Below are 19862 nucleotides of genomic sequence, written 5' to 3' on the forward strand. Positions count from 1 at the left end.
TGCATATAATTTAGATATATTAATATCAATAGTAATTAAGAGTGAGCTAATTATGACAACGCCAAATTTAAGCGAAGAACACGCAGTAATTTTAGGACTTGGAGCAAAAAAACGCCTAGCCTATATGTTCGAAACCGTACAACAGTTCAAGCAAGTATGGATTTTAAACGATGATGATGGCTGCGTTATGCTTGCCAACGAAGATGACGACTGTGTGCCAGTTTGGCCAACTCGTGAATTTGCAGAAGCATGGGCAACTGGCGAATGGGCTGGCTGCAGCGCTAAAGCAATCCCACTTGCTGACTGGTTTAGTCGCTGGACACCGGGTCTTGAGGAAGATGACTTACTTATTGCTGCCTTCCCTACAGAGGAAGATGATGGCACGATATTGTTTTCAGATGAGTTTGAAAAACAATTAAAAGCGCCAAAGCAAAAATATTAAGGCTCAGAGACCAAATACTCAGAGTTCTAAAATTTATAAACGCGGCACTTAATTTAGTAGCCGCGTTTTCATTTGCAATATCTAAAATTCAAATAAGCCTGCGTAATTGCATCTGGATTTTCTACTTGCGGATAATGCCCAAGCTCTACAAACTCTTGTACGCGCGCATTGGGAATAAGCTTTTTATAATGCTCAATCATGTACTTACCAGAGATGGGGTCTTCTGCGCCTGCTATAAACGTAAGTGGTATATTGCTATTTATGATGGCACCAACCCAGCGTTCTCGGTTTTGCTGCCTCTGCTTTATATAACTAATGAGTTTGGGCATTACGGCTAAGCCATCTTTATAAATTAGCAGCTCCCAAAGTGTGTCTACCACTTGTTTTGAAGGCGGTGTACTCTTACCAAAAATAGTAAGTAGATTATTGCCAAATTTTTGTTTATTCATTAATTTTGGCACTATCCAACCTAGCTTTGAAAGTAAAAGCTTTTGTATAAATAATGGTTTGTGCACTTCTGGAAACAGTCCACCATTTAAAAAGCAAACACTATTGATCGTTATGGCACTTTGATTATGTACTTGCCTTGCTAATAACTCTTGAGCCACTGTATCGCCATAGTCATGAGCTAAAATATGTACGTCATTAATATTTAACGTTTTTAAAAATTGAGTATATAAGTCGGCTTGTTCGGTAATTTTATAAGTAGCGTTTATTGGTTTATCTGACAAACCAAAACCTAGCATATCGAGCGTAATTACAAAATAATGTTCACTAAGCGTTTGCCACATACCTTCCCAATCCCAGCTAGCACTTGGAAAGCCATGTATCAAAAGCAGCGCAGGCTTACTTATATCGCCAGCTGTTTTAGTAAAAATTTGATGGCCACTAATTTGAGTAAATTGACCCTGTGATTGCCACTGTTGAAGAGAAAACATATATTAGCTTTATTTTTATTATTTATTTGTTAGTTTTATCATAAAGGTAATTAAAAAAGGAAATAAAACCAATGTATAATTTGCATTGGCTTATTAAACGTTATTTTAAAATTTAATAGTGTAATCTACATAAACTCGGTGGTCGGCTCTGTCGCCTTTAACACCATCAACACTGCCTAACTTTTCGGTTGTATAATCTACAAATAACCAGCGCAAACTTAAGCCTTTTATTTTCTCAACTTTATAGCGCGTATCTACAGCCCAATATTTTTCGTCAGCTGTGCCAGCTAACTTACCCAGCGCAGAGTTTTCAGCATCGCTACCGCTTGTGTAGTAAAACTTTGTTGTTAAACCTGGCGATACTGCTTTTAAATCAATACCAAAACGTGCCTGCCACGTTACCTCGTTTTGATTTGTTAAATCGGCACCAATCAATGAGCGAGTTGGAAATGGGTTTGTACCATGGTCGCCACTGAAATTATCTTCAATCCAAGCATCACTTACTTTAGTAAATGCCGCACCTACACTCCAAATATCTTTTTTCCAATCAGCATCTAAGTAATAGGCAAATCCATCGTTTTCACTTTTAGTTAAACCTGTTAAAGCGCCAGTTGCATCTTCATCATCTAAATCGCCGCCCTCTGCGCCTGTTACAAATAAATCACCATCATCTTGTGAGGTAAATATGCCAGTTGAAAGGGTTAACTTACTTTGCTCAAGTTTAATGTCGTAACTGATTTTTAATCCCATTTTACTTAGATAATTGTGAGAATTTAAATATTCAGCCTCTAATATTAGATTGTCTTTTTTATGCGTAGCACCTACGCCCCAAATTACGTTAATGGCGCCTGTTGCCGATTGATCGGTAGAAAAGTCTTCCCATCTATCATCGTGTCGACGGCTCCATTTGTCGTAAACGTAACCGTATAATTTAGTGTTGCCAATTTTGTAATCACCAAAAACACCTCTAAAAGTATTAGGAATAGCCCGGCTCCCAGAGCTTTTAAGCAACATACTTTTGGTTTTTTGCCCGCCCACTTTAACGTGACCGTTGTTGCCCAATTTAAAATCTAAAAAATATTGACCAAATTTAGAAAAGCTATCGTCAACTCCACCGCTCTCATTACCCGCTGGTAAAATATTACCTGCGGCTGAACCCGTAGAATTAATATCCATCACGGTGTAAGTCGATACACCCACACTCACTAAATCGTTTATATAACCCGATGTGTAATTGAGCTCTATACCTTGAGCAAAAGTTGAATCGTCACTTGCGTCGTTATCGTAGTCACGGTCAAAATAAATTGATCTAAGTTTTATATTAAATTCATCTTGTTCTGTCAGCCCATTAAGAGCGGCATACGAAGGAATAGAAATACATGTTAATACTGCGCCTGTTGCCGCAAGTAATTTAGATACTCGGTGAGCCATAGTTATCTCCGTTACCTTGTTTTTTTTAAGTTTTCACTGTGCAGTGCATAGCAGCGTGTATTTTTTCGACCTACACGGCAAACATGTCATAAGGTAATTACATTTTAAGTAATCACGTTTTCTTTCATGCTAGTAAATATAGAACAATATAAATTTATAATGTTTTAATTTCTATATTATAAAATATTAAGAGTTTGTTTTGTTTCGGATGAATTGTAAAAGTAGGTAAAGATTACCTCTTGCTCACTCGTATCTAAGTCGCTAATTTTATTTAAAAAAACATCATAATATTAATTGAATTTTACTTGATTTAAACTTACCAAAGTAAAGTTATGAGCAAAAACTAAAAGCTATCCGTTGTTTTTTGAGCACCTAATATCTACTAAAAAATCGATTAATATAAAAACCAGCACCTTTAGCTAATACTTTTGTTGTTCGCTATAAAGTAGCAAAGAACATAAAAATTATTATATTTATATACATGTTCGTCTTAACTTGGTGAGTAAAATCAACTTTTTATATTACATCCACTCTAAACCTTTATAAAATATATATATTCTAATTAATAACAAAGTTGTATCCTGAATAATAAGTGCTATATTTATTTCGATGATAAAATAGATATACTGTCAGTATATTAATAATAAAGGATGAGTTAATGTTTTCAGGACGACCGGTTAGTAAAAGGTTATTAATCTCGGTGCTTACTCATGCTATTTTTTTCATCAGTGGTGTTGTATTAACTTACTTTGCCCACGCTGCACATCAAGATGCTGTTAATAACAAAATAAATGAAGCCCTCAACAACCGCCTTTCTTCACTCTCAACAGGCGTTACTAGCAGATTCGACTTGTATAAATATGGGCTATACGGTTTAAAAGGATTTATACACGGCATTGGCGTTAATAATTTAAGCTACCAAACAATTTCTAATTACTCTAACAGTCGTAACTACGCCCAAGAATTCCCTGGAGCAAATGGTATTGGTTTTATAAGAAAAGTGAATGCCGAAAACTTAGCTCAATTCTTAAAAACTGCAAAATCCGATCGACCTAACCAAATATTCAAACTAAATAAACTAGCTAACGAAAGTGATGAGCACTTTATTATTCAGTATATATTTCCTGAGCAAAGTAATTCACGGGCTCTAGGACTCGATATTGCATCGGAAAGTACACGTAAAAAAGCAGCATTAAACTCTGCAATTAATAACCAAGTTCAATTATCAGCGCCTATTACTTTAATCCAAGCGGATAACAAATCGAAACAAGGCTTTTTAATTTTACTACCAGTTTATAAAAATATTATTATTCCAACTGATAAAATCCAGCGTTTAGAGCAATTAATTGGATGGACTTACTCCCCTTTATTAATAAACAATATTTTAGACTCTCTTTCCCAAGCTGATGAAAATAAGTTAGTCATTAGCGACATAAGTAACAACGTTAAAACTGACTTTTTTAGCTACGGCATTAAAAGCAACACGGCTGATTATCAGTTAAATAAAGTAATTAAAGTGATGGGAAGAACATGGGAAATCACACTTAGTGCTTCAGACACATTTATTGAATCACTACACTTACCGAGTAAATATCAAGCTATTGTCAATGGTGTTTTTTATACCCTTATTTGTATGTTTATAACTTTAATAATTCAGCTGTTTTTTTATCGTAGAGCACAAAGAACACAGCGAAGAATTATCAAAGCTAAACAAAATAAGCATATGCTGCAGCAAACAAATTTAAAATTAGAAAAAGAAGTAAAATTACGTACTAAAGAAATTGCCGATATAAGTATGCTTCAACAAAGTATTTTAAACAGTGCCAGTTACTCTATTATTGCGACCGACATAAATGGCTTAATTACTTTGTTTAATCCCGCCTCTGAAAAGTTATTAGGCTATAAAGCGCAAGACGTTATTGGAATTGAAAATCCGGGTATTTTTCATTTAAAAGAAGAAATTATAAAAAAAGCCAAACAGCTTAGTGCAGAGTTAAATGAACCTGTTTTCCCTGGTTTTGAAGTGTTTATCTTAAAAGCAACGGCTACAGAGCCTGATATCAATCAGTGGACATACATTTCTTCTACAGGCGAGCACATACAAGTTAATATAAGTGTCACCTCTTTATTAAATAACGAAAATGAAATTGTTGGCTATTTGGGTGTAGCATACGATTTGACCGAACAAATTAATCACGAACAAGCTCTCGGACATGCTAAAGAATTAGCTGAACAGGCATCACAAGCTAAATCTGAATTTTTAGCAAATATGAGTCACGAAATACGCACACCTATGAACGGCATACTAGGTACATTACAGTTACTGCAAGAGCAGCCATTGAATGAAAAATCAAAAGAGTATTTAAAAAAATCACTTTATTCGACCCGCTCACTCACCACTATTATTAATGATATCCTCGACTTTTCTAAAATTGAAGCTGGGAAGCTTTCATTAGAATATAAATCATTCGACCTTTTTGAACTTATTCACCACTTAGAGTCTGATCTTGGCCTGCAAGCCAGTGATAAAAATATATATCTCAAATTTATAATTAATATTGAGCATAAGTATTGGGTAGGCGACCCCGTTAGACTCAGACAGATATTTTTAAACTTAATATCTAATGCGATTAAGTTTACCTCGCAAGGTGGCGTTACAGTAACGTTTAGGCTAACCGACGAAAACAAAATATGTTGTTGTATATCAGACACCGGAATTGGAATTTCTGAGCAGGCTATAGAGCGATTGTTTGAGCGCTTTGAACAAGCAGAGCAATCAACTACGCGTGAATATGGCGGTACAGGTCTTGGTTTACCTATTACTAAATCATTAATAGGTTTAATGAATGGCGAAATTAAAGTAACAAGCCAATTAGATTCAGGTAGTCAGTTTTATGTGTACTTACCATTAAAACAAGCACAGATTGATGAAAGCACATTAATAACAAAAAATGTTGAGCTTCCTGACCTATCTGGAAAAACTATTTTATTAGCTGAAGATAATAAAATAAATCAGCTTGTTGCATCTGCGATGCTTGAGCCTACAAAAGCCACCATTATTATTGCTAACAATGGTTTAGAAGCAATCTCATTATACGAGTCACACAAGCCAGACATTATTTTTATGGACATTCAAATGCCTAAAATGGATGGTCTTCAGGCATGTAAAAAAATTAAGGCGCTTAATAACGAACAAATTGTTATCGCGTTAACCGCTAATGTTTTTACAGAGCAAAAAGAAATATACAGGCAGTTATTTGATGGTTACGTTTCAAAGCCAATTGAAAAACATGAGCTTGTCGGCATGTTATCAACACTCTATTTAGTTAATAGTTAGTCATTGCGAAGGCATTAAAAAACCCAGTTACTAATACCTTTCGATATTAGTAACTGGGCTCTAAGAATAATGGGGGAGAGGGATTCATAGAAAGCCAATAAACCATTGTTTATAAAAAATAATACCTTTAAAAATAAAATAAAGGAATACTAATAGGTATACTAAAAGCTATTTATCTTTAAAAATAACCATGACTGCCACAAAATTCTGAACACCCTCAACGCCCTCGCTGAGCTTGCTCTACCCTTCCCAAGCATCTAATAACCTAGTAACCTTAGCATCTATAGATGATATGTCTTCCTTCATAGCTTTAATCTCACTGATATCATCAAAAGTTCTCTTTTTAAGTTCGTATTGCTCTTGCACTTTTGTATCTTTAGAAATCAACTTAGGATTTTTCCTAGCGTAATTTATTAGCTTTTCAATATATTTAGATTGGGATATTTCATCCGCGTCACTAAGCGCCTTTAGTTTATCACGCGCTGATCTAGACACCTCCAGCTGAAGTTTACACACTTTATTAGATGTATTTTTTAAGCCTCTTTCATAGCTTTTCCATGCTTTATAGAGCTTATCAAGGTTAACTTTTTGACTATCTTGATTATCACTTATACGTTTTATTTCATCTCTAATAAAGCTATCTAATGTGGCATCTGGAAATTTAAAATAATTACTGTAACTGTCATAGCGGCATGCTAGCCAGTTACGCAAGTCTTCGTTATCTTCCTTGACCCAAGTCAAAATTTTCTTGTTATAAATCCAACCTGTCATTAGTTCTTCCTTGTGTTTGGTGTTTGTAGATTTCATCCAAGACAATAATTTAATACCTATTAGTTAGCAAATATTTCTTTGAATTTTTGCATTTCAATTAGATTCTAACTTACGCATTAATTAGCGTTTAAATACAGTACCAGTTAGTGACTTACTTTAACTCCAATTAAACACTAATTAGATGTTTTATTTATTCAATAAAATAACACCCTGTTATTGTGTTTATTCAAATGATTTGCTCTACTACTAGGTATCAACATCCCAAATAGAAGCAGTCAAATGAATGAGTTTTTTAGTTTAACAACTAATTTATCTCCACATACAAAGTGGATATTAATCCGCTTAATTACAGGGAGAATAATTGGAGACGAAGTATCTAAAAATGACTTAATCAAATTAGGGTGTCCACACAATAAATTTAAAAAAGTGCTAGAAGAGCTACAAGAAATTAATGCAATATCAAAACTCGGATCTGAGCATTTTAAGCGTGGAAGACCAACACTTTCATATAGTTTTATCTACGATAAACCCAACGATGTTAGTAAATTAATATCTAGCGAAATGCTGGCAAAGCTCGAGAAATTTAAACTAAGGGTGCCTGTTAGATTAGTATGGTCTTTCTTTGCATTAAACCAAGATGAACATGGGTACATAGAAGGCTTTACAATGGCAAGTATAGCTAAAGCATGTGGGTTAGAATCGCCCCAGCTAAAAACGGCTATAAAGCTACTTAAAAATGGAAACTTAATAAGCCAGCCAGTAACAGGATGTACGATCAAAAAATATCACAGTTTAAAGCCAAAAGTAAGAAAAGGCTTAGTTGGTAGTGAAGCTAATAATTTAAAACGTAGTTCTGTATTTAAAATAAAAAAAGGCAATAAAGCATCTAATATATACCTGATGGTTATCCCTTTAATAATCTCACAAATTAAGAATAAAAAACCTAATTTATACACAGCGGTATTTTTACCATTATTACTCGATTCACCTCATAGAAGAGAATCTCTTTTTATGGAGTTACTTCGTCTTGAAAATAAGTGGTTAGATAGTGATACCAAGCAAAAAGATGAAATTCAATTTTTGAAACAACAGCCGACTCAAGTTTTCGATTACTTCGACGATGTTCTATTCAGGTTAGCTTCTTACGGTTTATTACGCTTACTGAATAAGACGGGACATGTACTTAAGCCTATTTCAGAAGAAGATGCTTTCAATCAGATTTTAAGTCCTGCAAACTTTGAGTTCATGGCAGCTATTCATGGCCGTTTAACCTCTGTGCTAATAGGAAGTTTCGCGAACCTACTCATTCATTATATTTTATTCAACTTATATCAGAATAAATGTGATAGCACCCTCCCTACTATCCCTAGCAAACAAGAATACTTATCATGGGTAACTAGCTTGGGTTGTACAGATAAAAATATAGATATAGAACTCATAAAAACCCCGACTAAAGCTGTATATCCAGATATAAGTTCAATTGAAAATTTAGTTATCTCTTCTAGTATCGACTTTAGTGATAAAGTTAATATTACCAATATGGACGTAGATTTTAGAGACCCAAAATCCAATTTAGAATCTGGTCAACACCCCGTATTTCAATGCGTCCCTGATTCCTTTGCACACTTTTATAGAGCAGTCATAACTTCAGAGCGATTATAAACACGTTAAACAGCACCCCAGTAGCACATTATTAAAAATAGGTATAACAAATCTGATTGATCTTTTTTCTTTAAATTTCGGTTTGGTAATATTTATAAGAGTTACTAGTAACGAAGTCATTATCACAACAAATACCAATTAAAAAACTACGACTCATACACCTGATATGAACCAATACATAACAGGAGAAAGATAATGACTAACCCAACCCAATACCCAGTAACAACAAACCCTACATACAAGCAATATCAAACACTCGCTAGAGTAGATCAGCGACTAGTTATTCCCTACTTAAATGCTATTGAGAAAGTAATGCATGCTGCATGTAGTGAACATAAAAGAACGTTTGCAGTCAGAATTGATTTAAGGCTACCTGCTTATTCAAATACAGTTGATTTAGATAGCAATAAAATTATTACACGATTTATTGCTTCTCTTGAGGCGCAGATTAAAGCAGATACAAAACGTAAAGTTCGTGATGGTAAAACTCCACATCCATGTAATATTAGATATATTTGGACTAGAGAGAAGGACGAAGCTCACCATCAGCATTATCATCTTGTGCTTTTCTTTAATAAAGATAGGTATCACTGTACGGGTAAAATAAATATAGAGAGTGATAACTTGTTTACTCGAATAGCTAAGGCCTGGGCAAGTGCGTTGACCTTAACGCTGAATGAAACGATGGAATTAGTTCATTTGCCTGATAATGCACACTATTACCTTGACGCTAATAACCCTAATTTCGCTCAAAACTTCCATGCTCTTTATTGTCGAGTAAGTTACTTCGCCAAACTTAATACTAAGCATTACGGCTTAGGGCAGCGTTGTTTTGGTTATAGTCAGAGGTGATACTTTAACTAAGACCTGTGCTTCTCATAAATTGTTCTAACGCGCTTTTGAGACCTTCAACTAGCTAAATAAGCTCAAACCCTTAGTATATAAGGGATGGCAAGTTCCCAAAATAGCATTACGAGAAGCGCTATTTACACTAAAAAAGCAAAAAAAGAACGCACTGCATAAATGCGTTCTTTTTTTACTTCTAATCAAATAAACTCGCCACTCCAGCCAACAAGCCACTAGCAAGAGCTAATGGCACCGTAACAGGTGCAGATGCCATACCTAACCCAACTACTATCGCACCAGATACAGCAGCTCCTGCTACAGCACCAGAGCTTACAGCAATAGCCGTTCGTCCGAGTGACGGCTCACTACTACCGGTTATCTGTTTAGATACTTCATTTCCTACTACACCGCATGTAACGGCTTTTTCTAACGACATAACAAACTTACTCCTATTATATGTAATAAATTTATAGCTCTAACTCTTCAAAGTCTTTATCGATTTCCTCCTGGGTTATTCCAATGTAACGCAGTGTTGTTGCTTCAGAGCTATGGCGAAGCATTTTCATTACACGGGCGATGTCTTGGGTTTTATGATAGAGGTGGTAACCTCGTGTTTTACGCATTGAGTGAGTACCTAGCTTTAAGTTAAGCTCTTCACCCACCAGCGCAAATGCTCTTGTAACAGCCCTGCGTGACAAGGGTCGTATTATTGAACTTTTAGATTGTTGATTACGATAGGATTGAAATAGGTAAACATGGTTGGGGTGAGTTACGCGTACTTCATGGATAAACGCTAATGCTTTCTGATTAAGCTTAATCTCTGCTAGCTTTCCTGTTTTACTCTCAAATATAATTAACCTGTCGTTTTGTATATCTGTAAACTTAACAGACAACAAATCAGATATACGCAATGCTAGGTTCAATCCTATATTCCAAATATGGCTCATCTGCTTAGAGCAACGTTTTTCGAGCAAGTAACTAATTAACTTAACTGTATCAAGGTCCTTAATCGCTTGTACTTCAGCCATAACAAACTCCTTAATCAGTTGTAATACTGACCTGGTAGCAACCCGTTTTGTAATACTCAACAAAGTTAGTCACAAACAAGATTAAAAGGTCCTTCCCCTCTCGTTCACTCAACCAGCCCACAAGCATGTGATATACCCGCTTAATCACAAAGCACACATCAATCTCTTTTACTAATGCAGAATCAGGTCGGCCCTGGTATGAAAAATCGGTAATGTATATAAGCTCCCAACTAATACCCCGTTTTTCTAGCCTGACCTCGACTGGATGAAAGCCACCGGCTTTAGCGCTGTAATCTTTATCACGGAAATTAATAATTAGCGCCTTAGCACATCCTACCGACTCCCCTGCTTTAGCAACTGCATTAACGATCACACCAAACAATGATTCTGGTACGTTTAATCCTGGCACTTGCTCTATTTTAATAGCCATACCCTACTCCCTTTAAATTAAGCCATGCTCAGCGAATGAATAACTGGTTTCACCAATGATGATGTGATCAACTATCGAAACGTCAATTAAGTTAAGTGCTTGCTGTAATTTGGTAGTAATAAGCTTGTCAGCTTGTGAAGGCGTGCTCACACCCGAAGGATGGTTATGAGCCAATATAACGGAGGCTGCATTAAGCTTCAGTACCTCTTTAACGACTTCTCTAGGATAAACACTCGCTGCGTTGATGGTGCCCCTAAATAACTCTTTGTATTCAAGTATGCGGTTTTGGCTATCCAAAAACAGTACAGCAAACACCTCATGCTCGATTAACGCCAGCTTATGTATTAAATATTCTTCACTGTCTTTCGGACATTTTAAAGCCCCATGCCTAAATTGCTTCTGAGCGATTATGTAAGCAGCAGCTTCAAGTATCTGTTCATCACTTACTGGATGATCAAATTCGTATAGTGACTTGTTATTTTGCATTGTTATGCCCTCTTAATGGTTTATGCAAAATAGTGATGTATATGTTTAACGCTTTTGTTTCGTTTCAGTAAAAAATAACTACCCCCGGAAAGGATATGTACTACTTACCTAACCGGAGAAATCCTATGCGTTTAATCAAATTAAAAGAAGTTTTACATATCACAGGCTTAAGCCGCTCAACTGTTTATCGCTTTATGAGTGCTGGTGGATTTCCAATGAAAGTTGAGCTAGGTGGTAACTCTGTAGCCTGGGTAGAAAGTGAAGTTGAAGAATGGATAAGTGAAAAAATAGGGAAAAGGGACACTATAAATACAGCAGCTTAAAATGCTACCCCATAGCGGGGTAGCTTTAATAAAGCCTACTGGTTTAATTCATAGCAAAGTCTAAAGCCGGTTTTTACTCCTTTATATTTGCCAGTACAATCTCGTGGTCCAGATGCTCTCAATACATGATCATCACCATAAAAGGAGGTTAAACTTGCTGAGCGAATACTTACACCTTCCAATAACCATTCTGCGAAAAAGTTTGAGTCTATAAATTCCAACCCATTTTTTTCAAAATTAGTTAAATCTTCAGGAAACCGTAATGTTAATGCATCAAAGTCACTTTGACTCATATAAGGCGGATGATTTGGGTATTGCTTGCCGTTAGGTGTATAAAAGGTCATATAGCCACCGCTTTTAAAGCTGGCATTTGTCCCTAAGTCGTTATCCCTAACAGCTAAGTACTCGTCGTATGCTAGTAATCTTAGTGGTACGTTTGTTTCTTTTTCTGCCCAGCTAATATAAGCCAGCACATCATAAAAAGTACATGTAGCCGCTAAATCTTTATCACACTCACTATTTAATGGGGGTAACGAGTCGCCTTTTCTGGTAGCAAAATACTCATGATTTTTATGTAAAAAATCATTCAGTTCATCTATGGATATAAGCTCTGAAACCATTAGCTCTTTCTCGGCTAGCTTAATCTTTTTAAAGCCATGTAAGCGCTTATTCGAGCTGCGACTTTCAGTAATATAATCACCAGAGGTTTCATAATAATTTTGTAATATTACATGTTGCCCTGGATAGTTTTTAGTTAAACCGCCATTAGCATAGTAATGCTGTTCTGCTAAGTGACTATCTAACTCACGATTACCTTTATAATTAAAGTACTCCCAACGCTTAAATCGATAGTCTTCAATAAAGCTTGGTATATCAGCTCGCTTTAGATAATCACCGTATATCTGATGTGAGAACACTTTATCTCTTTGGTTTTTAATGACAAAGTCAAAGTTACCATTTTCATCAGACAAAAATATAAGGTTGTCGTTATATGGAATGACCTGTACCCACCCCTTAACCGACTGTTGAAACCTTTGATTTAATACCTTTTGTAAAAATTGCGCTGATTTTATATATACGTCAGATTCATCTGGGGAGGTGTTTTTTTCGTAATAAACCTCAACTTCAGAGCCAAGACTTGGGTCGTAGAGTTCTGTGAGGTTGTTACCAAGTAAATTATAGCAACCACCAATCTCAAACATATTACTAATAATTATAAGATCTAAAATGCTTACCATCACTTCTTCGTATTCAGCGGTTTGAGTGGAAGCTTCATCTAAATTATTCGTAGCAGAGTCAAAAATAGAGGGAAGATTTCCTGTTCGCCTTTTTGTAAGTGGGATTTTTGTATTAAGCTCTAAAGATAATAGTTCCTTAAAGCGCTCTTCATTAAAATCTACAAAATAAAATTCCCTAATATCCTCAATATATTCGTCAAGATCAAAGCCATTATCGCAGAAGAGCTTTATATGCAATTTTTTAATGAAAATGCTCTCTAAATATTTATCCTTTGCAAATACTTCAGAAAGATCATGCATATCCCAAGCTAGAACGCCTGAAAAATCGAAGTCGTGCCCAGTAAATAACTTACTCGGCATCTGCTCTTTTGAGTAAAACAGTCTCTCTGATACTTGCTGGTGGGTAAATTGCGTGTAGCCTAATTGCATTCCACGGTATTTATGCTCAAGTAAATTAACTCGTTTGTGCAGGTTATGCTTTGCCATAAATGGTTTAAGCTTTTCTTCATACTCTTTTTCGTAGTTAGCAAACCCACCCTTAATACCGAGGCTTTTCGCTAGTATATTAAGCTTTGTGGTATGAGGGATTTTTTCTCTGTCTCTGATAGTTTTTTTAGCTGAGTATTTTAAGCTTTCTGTTGTTAAACCAGTAATAGGTACAATGTGAAATTTTTCTAGAGGGATATATGTAGTTGGAACTGTAGTATTGTTTTTCATTCTATAACCTTAAAAAATAGTTAAAGCCCCGTTGTGTTTTTTAAACGGCGTACTTCTGGCTACTAAGTCCAAGAATGAAGTGTATATCGTAGGTGTGATGTAAAACGATTCGAGTGCTTTGTTTTGTAAGAAGTACATTACAAACCGCAGGTAAGCCTCTGCCCTTGACACGCACATTAATTGCAAAAACTTTTAATGTCAAATACTTATTGTAGTAATTTAAGAAACAAAACACATTAACTCATTTTGATTGCATCTTTAACTTTGCCTGATATAGTTACTACAAAATAATGACTTAGTATATCTATGGCTAATACCGCATTGGATGCACTTACATATGCGCAGAAGGAACGCCTAGCGTTCATAGACTTTAATCTGCAGTACTTTGGCCAGGTAGCAAGAGCTGATTTAATTCAGCGCTTTCAAACAGGCCTAGCAGCGTGCACCCGTGATTTAGCGTCCTATAAAGAACTTGCCCCTCAAAATCTAGTATTAAGTCACACAACCAAAAGCTACCACCGGTTAGAAAGTTTTAAACCTTTGTTTAAACATAACGCTGAGTATATTCTCAGCGCTTTATGCCGTGGTTTTGGTGATGGCTTGTCTAGCGGCAATCAGCCCAGCAGTTACTGCCAAGATGCAACGCGCTTAATACATCCAAATAGCGAAATAATCGCTACAATAATGCGTGCTATAACTTCTAAATTCGCAATAGAGTGCCTATATACATCTTTAACTTCAGGCACTACTTCAAAGGTGTTAGTGCCCCACTCTATTGTAAATAATGGCACTCGCTGGCATATACGCGCTTTTGATAGAACCAAGAAACAATTTAGAGACTTTGTGACAACGCGTATCGAATACCCAAAAATACTTCAACACTCTATTAATTCTGAAGAATCAGCAGATAAAGACACCCAATGGCATACCATTTACGATATAATTTTAGCCCCGCACCCAAAGCTACAATACCCAAAAGCAATTGAGCTTGATTACGCAATGGAAGCCGGAGAGTTACAGATAGAAGTAAGATCCGCTTTATTAGGTTATTTACTTAAACAATGGAATGTAGACTGTACTGAGGAAGCAAGCTTGAAATGCGATGAATATCAACTTTGGCTCAGAAACAGGCAAACGCTATACGGAGCGGAAAATTTAGCTATTGCACCAGGATACACAGCGAATGAATAATTTAAATCCAGCCTCCGAGCTACAAAAATACGATACGACTATAAACGTCATTGGTAGTATAAAAGATTGTGACCCTATTTTTAAAACGATTGAATCATATTTTGATGTTGAGTCAGCAAGTGATAATGAATTTGATTTAAGAACAGAGAAAAGCCGAAGCCGTATCGAAAGAGGTGTTGAAGTTGCCTTTTTACAATTTAGAAACCAAGACCACCAAGATTTAATTCAGTCTGTTTTTGCTAGTGATTTAACACTACAAACCAAAGAAGTCATTTTGTTTTGGCAGTTTGCGCTAACAAACAGATTATTTAGAGATTTATCTATTCGAATTTTTTCTAAAGAATATTCATCTGGAAAAACCTTCATATCTAAAGAGATATTAATAGGTTATTTAAAAGACTTTGTTAGCAATAATGAAGAGCTAAAATCCAAATGGTCAGAAGCCACCACAACAACATTAGCCACAAAATACCTTACGTTTTTAACCAAAATTAATTTTGTTGAAGGTTTAAGAAAAAAATCATTTAAACGAATTTTAATGTCATCAGATTTACTGGTTTTATTTTTATACATATTAAAAATAAATGAACCAGAAAATCGTGATGTTTTATCAAATGAAATATTCCCTCTGGTATTTATTGATAAAAGCGATATACAAGAAAGATTAAAAAAATTATCACTCAAAGATTACTTCAACATGGATTTTAATGGCGTTGAATTGAACATTGAATTAACACATAGCTATAAAGGAATTTGCGATGTCTTATCTGCTAGAACATAAGCAAAAATTTGAAGCATTAAAGTTTCAAATAACCAACCAAGACCAGCTTCGAAAGCAAGCTAATGGTGGTAATAGTATCTTATTTACTTACCCACCTAATCAAGAGCAAGAATATTTAGATAAAGCCCAAGAGCTATATCATCAACAAGCTGAATTCATCGATGTCAGTAAGTTACTTGTTCAAGCTATTGATGAAGATGGTTGGGATGCTTTTGAAGAATATTACAAAGATTTTATCAGTACACCTAGCAAGCTGTTTAAATCTGATGATCCTGAAACAGACCTGTTTGATTTAATTATTCAAGCAATTGAAAAAGCGGTAGTTAACGACAAAATTCCAATGATTATGCGCTCTGGTTGCCTATATGGTACAGGTATAGAAAACGTCAATATTATGGAGCATTCTTCTGTTATGAATCTTTCTCACCCATTAGTTATATTTTATCCAGCAAAAGTAACTGACGATAATGTGTTTTTCTTAAATTTTAAACCAGCGTCTAAATATCGCTGTATCTTGCTGAAGTAAGGGCAACTAATGACAACAATAAATGAAATTTTAACCTTAGATCTTCAAGAAGATATTAAAAACGTAATAGATTTAGAAGATCGCAGTGAAAACGAAATACAGCAAGAAATTGAATCTTATATCGTTACAGAAGGCATAGGTCGTCACCTTGACAGTTTTACTAATACATTTACTTCTAACCTAAAAGAAACGGGTGTTTGGTTATCTGGTTTCTATGGTTCAGGTAAATCATATTTTGGTAAAATGCTCGGATATATTATCGATAATCCAAGCATAAATGGTACTCCAGCAAGAGAGCGTTTTATTGCTCAACTTAAAGGTATACCAAATGAAGGGTTAATAGAGAATGCACTGCGTAATTTAGACAGTATAAACAGTCGTGTAGTTTTTCTTGATGTTGCGAAACAAAACACTGACCAAGGTTTATCGTTTACTTTATTTTCTAATTTGCTTAAAAACCTTGGTTTCAGAGATGATGTTTATGGTTATATGGAGTTCGAGCTTTTCATTGATGGAAAATATGATGAATTTAAAGCAAAAGCTATGGAGCTGGAAGGCAAAGAGTGGGAAGAGTTAAAGAAAAGTAACAGACAAGTTGCGCGAGTTATGCGTAAAATTTTTACTAGTATGGGATATTCTGAAGTTGAATACCAAGAAACCAAAGATGTTTATTCTAAAGCTATTGATAGCTTCTCAGCGGTTAAGTTTAAAGATGAGTTAGAGCGTTATCTTAAATTTCGAACAGATGAAACATTAGTCTTTGTATTTGATGAAGCCAGTGAAGCAATTAGTCAAAACAAGTTCTCATTACTAGACCTTGAAGCTATCAGTGAAGCATTATCGAGTATTTCTAGTAAAGTTTGGACAATCGCAATTGCTCAAGAAAAATTAGATAGTGTCATCAATAATTCAAATGTTACTCGAAGCAGTTTGACTAAAGTAACAGACCGATTTAAAACTAAAATTCATCTCGAATCGACTGAAGTTGATGTCATTATTCGTAATCGATTATTGAAAAAGAAAGACAGTTATTTCGACCAACTTGTCGAATATTATAATAAAAACGAGGGACTGATTTCTGATGCAACAAACTTAAAATCATCATTTCCTACAAAAACAGAATCTGCACATGATTTTGCTACTTACTATCCGTTTCATAAGTATCAATTTGATATTTTACAAAAGTTCTTATTTAGCTCTAACGCATTAGTTGCAACACAAATTGCAGCGCGTGGCATGATCATCACCACCTTTGATGTACTGCGAAAACAAATGCGTGAACAGAGCTTGTTTTCTTTTACTACAGGCCATGCACTTTGTAGTGAAGCGCAAACAGCCCCACCTGTAGATTTAGTTAATAAATACCACACAGCTAAAAAAACACTGGATGGAAGTGATTTAGGTATTGATGGTGAGAAGTTACTTAAAACCATTCACCTATTAGCTGATTCAGAAGTTGTCGCACCAACGATTGAAAATATTACTAAAAGTTATATTGCAGACGTAAATGACTATTACGGCATCAAGCCAAAAATTGAAAAATCTCTAGCGATATTGTTAGAAGCTAAAGTTCTTTTATTATCAAATAACAACTATAAGATCACTTCAGATCTTGAAGGTAAATTACTTGATGAAATGAAAGAATTTGACGTTGAATTATTTACTAAAAAACGTGATCTAATTAATTTTATTAAAAACTACAAAACATTTAATCCAATAGCCTCATTCAACGATGGTCATACAAGTTTTAAATTCAGTGTGCTATCAGATCAAGAAGATGAGTTATGTGGTACTGGTGGTAATAGAAACCTTAAAGTTACCGCTTATAGTTTATTTAATATCAGTGATGACAGACAAGATTTTATTGAGAACATCAAATTAGAAACGCAATACAATAAAGACTTAATTACCTTAATTCCTGACAACAAAGACTTTGCCAAAATAGATAAGCTAATTGCTGACATTCATCGTTATCAGTTGATGGAAGAGAAGTACTCAACGGAGTCAGATATTGATAAACGCAGAATTATTGGTGAATTTAAAACAATTAAAGAAGAAAAAGAAAAAGACCTTCGAGCTTTAATCGAAAGAGCTTACAAACACTCTACGCTAGTGTATTTATTTGATGAATACTTACTTAACGAAGATACATTCAAAGGCACTATTACTGAGAACCAACGAAAGCTAATTAAAAATATTTATTTCAAACAGCTTAAAACACAATTGTCAGAAAGCTTGGTCACTAAAATATTCAGTAATAGAAAAGAAGATCTACATAAACTCTTTTCTGGTGATGATTTTAAATTTTTCGACTCTAATGGTAACTTTACAGGCGAACACCTTAAAGTAGTTGAGGAATTAACTGCAAAAATAAAGTCACGTCACGTTGATGGGCGTTCAATGGAAGCAGATTTTTCAAATGACCCTTGGGGATATTCTTTCGGTACATTAGTTTCTACGTTAGCTGTTTTACTTAGAGCTGGTAAATTAGCGGTTAAGTATAATGGCGACCCGTATATGTCGCACGACCAAAAAGCAGTGCATGAAGCTTTTACAAATACCACTAAATTTAAATCAGCCTCTTTTAAGTCTGTCACAGAATCTCTATCGACCGCTCAAAAAAATCAAGCGGTTCAGTTGTTGATGGAAATTGACATTGAAAAGCACACAAATAAAAAAGTGGATTGGAGCACTAACGATTATGAACTAGCTGAAGCGACTCGCTATATGGCTGAGCATTTTATTACGGCTATTTCAACATTAAACAGCTCAGTAAATAACTTTGAAACATTGTTTAGTAATGTAGCTCTTCAAAAAGATACATTATTAAACTTTTCTAGCAAAGTAACCGAAAACAATTACAAAGAAAAAGTAGAGTTTTTATTAACCAATGCTGATGTTTATAAAACTGCTATTCAAACAGTACTAAAAGCGCAGAAATTCATTAAGAAAAACTATACAAAAGTTAATGAGTTTAAACATTTTGCTGAAACAGTTACGGCTGAATTAATAAAAGCCAATATCGTTGATGAAACAATTAAATCGGCAAGCGAAGAGCTATTAAGCTTATACAAGCAAGACATGGTAAAAAACTTTGCAGCAATTCAACAGCAAGCGCAAAAGATAAAAGATGCTTATTATAAGCTAATGAATGCAGCCAGCAAAAATTTAACAACACAATGCGAAGCGTTATCTTTCAAAATAAGCAAAGCGATAATTGAGCTTAATGCTAATTACCCTAACGAATTAAATGCACATAACCTTTCTCAGTTAAATGTAATTAAAAAATATTGCCAAGATAGAGTGCTAGCAGAGCCAGAGTTAAGCTTTTCTATCTCTTGTAAAAATAGTGGCTTTTCGTTATCTGAGATATTAACAAGTACTGAGTTAGTTCCTTCAAAAGAAAACGACTTACTAATTATTGAAAATAGCTTTGTCAGTGAACCACCTCCACAACCTGAGCCAATACCTGCACCAGTTCCACCACAAGGAATAAAACCTAGTGCTGGAAAACCTGTTCCTGCACCTAAGCATGTGCAAGCTAAAGCACCTCGTAAAATGAAGCTTTCTATACCAAGCGGTAATATGACAGTACAAGAATATAAAGACATTTTAACCGCCCAATTACGAGCATTAGCATCGGCACAACCAGATGAAAAAATAGAGCTAGACCTTAGCTCAATTAACACTAATTCAAGCAAGGGAACCGCTTAAT

The 19862-nt window shown here is 35.1% G+C and carries 17 protein-coding genes; 9 read left to right on the forward strand and 8 right to left on the reverse strand.

From position 1 onward, the window contains the following. The first annotated feature begins 52 nt into the window (after positions 1–52). Positions 53–442 carry a DUF2750 domain-containing protein gene (locus tag I6E85_RS05145; protein ID WP_007585609.1) on the forward strand — a complete coding sequence of 130 codons (390 nt, stop codon included), beginning with the start codon at positions 53–55 and terminating at the stop codon, positions 440–442. Between the two features lie 68 nt (positions 443–510). Here I6E85_RS05145 and I6E85_RS05150 read toward each other — a convergent pair whose 3' ends face one another. Then, positions 511–1380, reverse strand: coding sequence for an alpha/beta fold hydrolase (locus tag I6E85_RS05150; protein WP_024590476.1), 870 nt, complete (start codon positions 1378–1380; stop codon positions 511–513). Between the two features lie 105 nt (positions 1381–1485). Beyond that, positions 1486–2811, reverse strand: coding sequence for an OprD family outer membrane porin (locus I6E85_RS05155; RefSeq protein ID WP_024590477.1), 1326 nt, complete (start codon positions 2809–2811; stop codon positions 1486–1488). Positions 2812–3469: 658 nt separating this feature from the next. Between I6E85_RS05155 and I6E85_RS05160 the strand changes: the two genes are divergently transcribed. Next, the gene (locus I6E85_RS05160; protein ID WP_024590478.1) at positions 3470–6148 is read left to right on the forward strand and encodes a CHASE domain-containing protein; all 2679 of its coding nucleotides are present in this window, start codon (positions 3470–3472) and stop codon (positions 6146–6148) included. A gap of 240 nt (positions 6149–6388) precedes the next feature. On the opposite strand, the gene I6E85_RS05165 is transcribed toward I6E85_RS05160, so the two are convergent. Further along, the gene (locus tag I6E85_RS05165; RefSeq protein ID WP_182721299.1) at positions 6389–6919 is read right to left on the reverse strand and encodes a hypothetical protein; all 531 of its coding nucleotides are present in this window, start codon (positions 6917–6919) and stop codon (positions 6389–6391) included. A gap of 279 nt (positions 6920–7198) precedes the next feature. Here I6E85_RS05165 and I6E85_RS05170 point away from each other — a divergent pair, with 279 nt between their 5' ends. Continuing rightward, positions 7199–8581 carry a hypothetical protein gene (locus I6E85_RS05170; protein ID WP_197236676.1) on the forward strand — a complete coding sequence of 461 codons (1383 nt, stop codon included), beginning with the start codon at positions 7199–7201 and terminating at the stop codon, positions 8579–8581. Positions 8582–8776: 195 nt separating this feature from the next. Further along, positions 8777–9433, forward strand: coding sequence for an inovirus Gp2 family protein (locus I6E85_RS05175; RefSeq protein WP_197236677.1), 657 nt, complete (start codon positions 8777–8779; stop codon positions 9431–9433). Positions 9434–9623: 190 nt separating this feature from the next. Here I6E85_RS05175 and I6E85_RS05180 read toward each other — a convergent pair whose 3' ends face one another. Genes I6E85_RS05180 through radC form a run of 4 tightly spaced genes read right to left on the reverse strand, consistent with a single transcriptional unit; the run spans position 9624 to position 11371 of the window. After that, on the reverse strand, positions 9624–9863 hold the full coding sequence (locus I6E85_RS05180; protein ID WP_197236678.1) for a hypothetical protein: 240 nt from the start codon (positions 9861–9863) through the stop codon (positions 9624–9626). 31 nt (positions 9864–9894) lie between these two features. Continuing rightward, positions 9895–10455 carry a tyrosine-type recombinase/integrase gene (locus I6E85_RS05185; RefSeq protein ID WP_197236679.1) on the reverse strand — a complete coding sequence of 187 codons (561 nt, stop codon included), beginning with the start codon at positions 10453–10455 and terminating at the stop codon, positions 9895–9897. Between the two features lie 10 nt (positions 10456–10465). After that, the gene (locus I6E85_RS05190) at positions 10466–10885 is read right to left on the reverse strand and encodes a DUF2787 family protein (protein ID WP_197236680.1); all 420 of its coding nucleotides are present in this window, start codon (positions 10883–10885) and stop codon (positions 10466–10468) included. 12 nt (positions 10886–10897) lie between these two features. Beyond that, positions 10898–11371: a DNA repair protein RadC gene (gene radC, locus I6E85_RS05195; protein WP_197236681.1), complete on the reverse strand. Its 474-nt coding sequence runs from the start codon at positions 11369–11371 to the stop codon at positions 10898–10900. 125 nt (positions 11372–11496) lie between these two features. Here radC and I6E85_RS05200 point away from each other — a divergent pair, with 125 nt between their 5' ends. Beyond that, a complete protein-coding gene (locus I6E85_RS05200; RefSeq protein WP_055015691.1) occupies positions 11497–11694 on the forward strand; it encodes an AlpA family transcriptional regulator in 198 nt (65 codons plus the stop codon). A 35-nt stretch (positions 11695–11729) separates the two neighbouring features. Here I6E85_RS05200 and I6E85_RS05205 read toward each other — a convergent pair whose 3' ends face one another. Further along, the gene (locus I6E85_RS05205; RefSeq protein WP_197236682.1) at positions 11730–13649 is read right to left on the reverse strand and encodes a hypothetical protein; all 1920 of its coding nucleotides are present in this window, start codon (positions 13647–13649) and stop codon (positions 11730–11732) included. Positions 13650–13955: 306 nt separating this feature from the next. On the opposite strand from I6E85_RS05205, the gene I6E85_RS05210 reads away from it, so the two are divergent. Genes I6E85_RS05210 through brxC form a run of 4 tightly spaced genes read left to right on the forward strand, consistent with a single transcriptional unit; the run spans position 13956 to position 19861 of the window. Then, positions 13956–14840: a WYL domain-containing protein gene (locus I6E85_RS05210; protein WP_197236683.1), complete on the forward strand. Its 885-nt coding sequence runs from the start codon at positions 13956–13958 to the stop codon at positions 14838–14840. Next, entirely contained in the window at positions 14833–15621 is a 789-nt protein-coding gene (locus I6E85_RS05215) for a BrxA family protein (RefSeq protein WP_197236684.1), read from the forward strand. The genes I6E85_RS05210 and I6E85_RS05215 overlap by 8 nt, the downstream gene beginning before the upstream one ends. Continuing rightward, a complete protein-coding gene (locus tag I6E85_RS05220; protein ID WP_197236685.1) occupies positions 15599–16147 on the forward strand; it encodes a hypothetical protein in 549 nt (182 codons plus the stop codon). The genes I6E85_RS05215 and I6E85_RS05220 overlap by 23 nt, the downstream gene beginning before the upstream one ends. Before the next feature lie 9 nt (positions 16148–16156). Beyond that, positions 16157–19861 (forward strand): BREX system P-loop protein BrxC, encoded by a 3705-nt coding sequence (gene brxC, locus I6E85_RS05225; RefSeq protein WP_197236686.1) that lies wholly within the window; start codon positions 16157–16159, stop codon positions 19859–19861. Position 19862 lies beyond the last annotated feature (1 nt).

This window comes from Pseudoalteromonas sp. NZS71, from assembly GCF_015864715.1.
GTDB lineage: Bacteria > Pseudomonadota > Gammaproteobacteria > Enterobacterales > Alteromonadaceae > Pseudoalteromonas > Pseudoalteromonas arctica.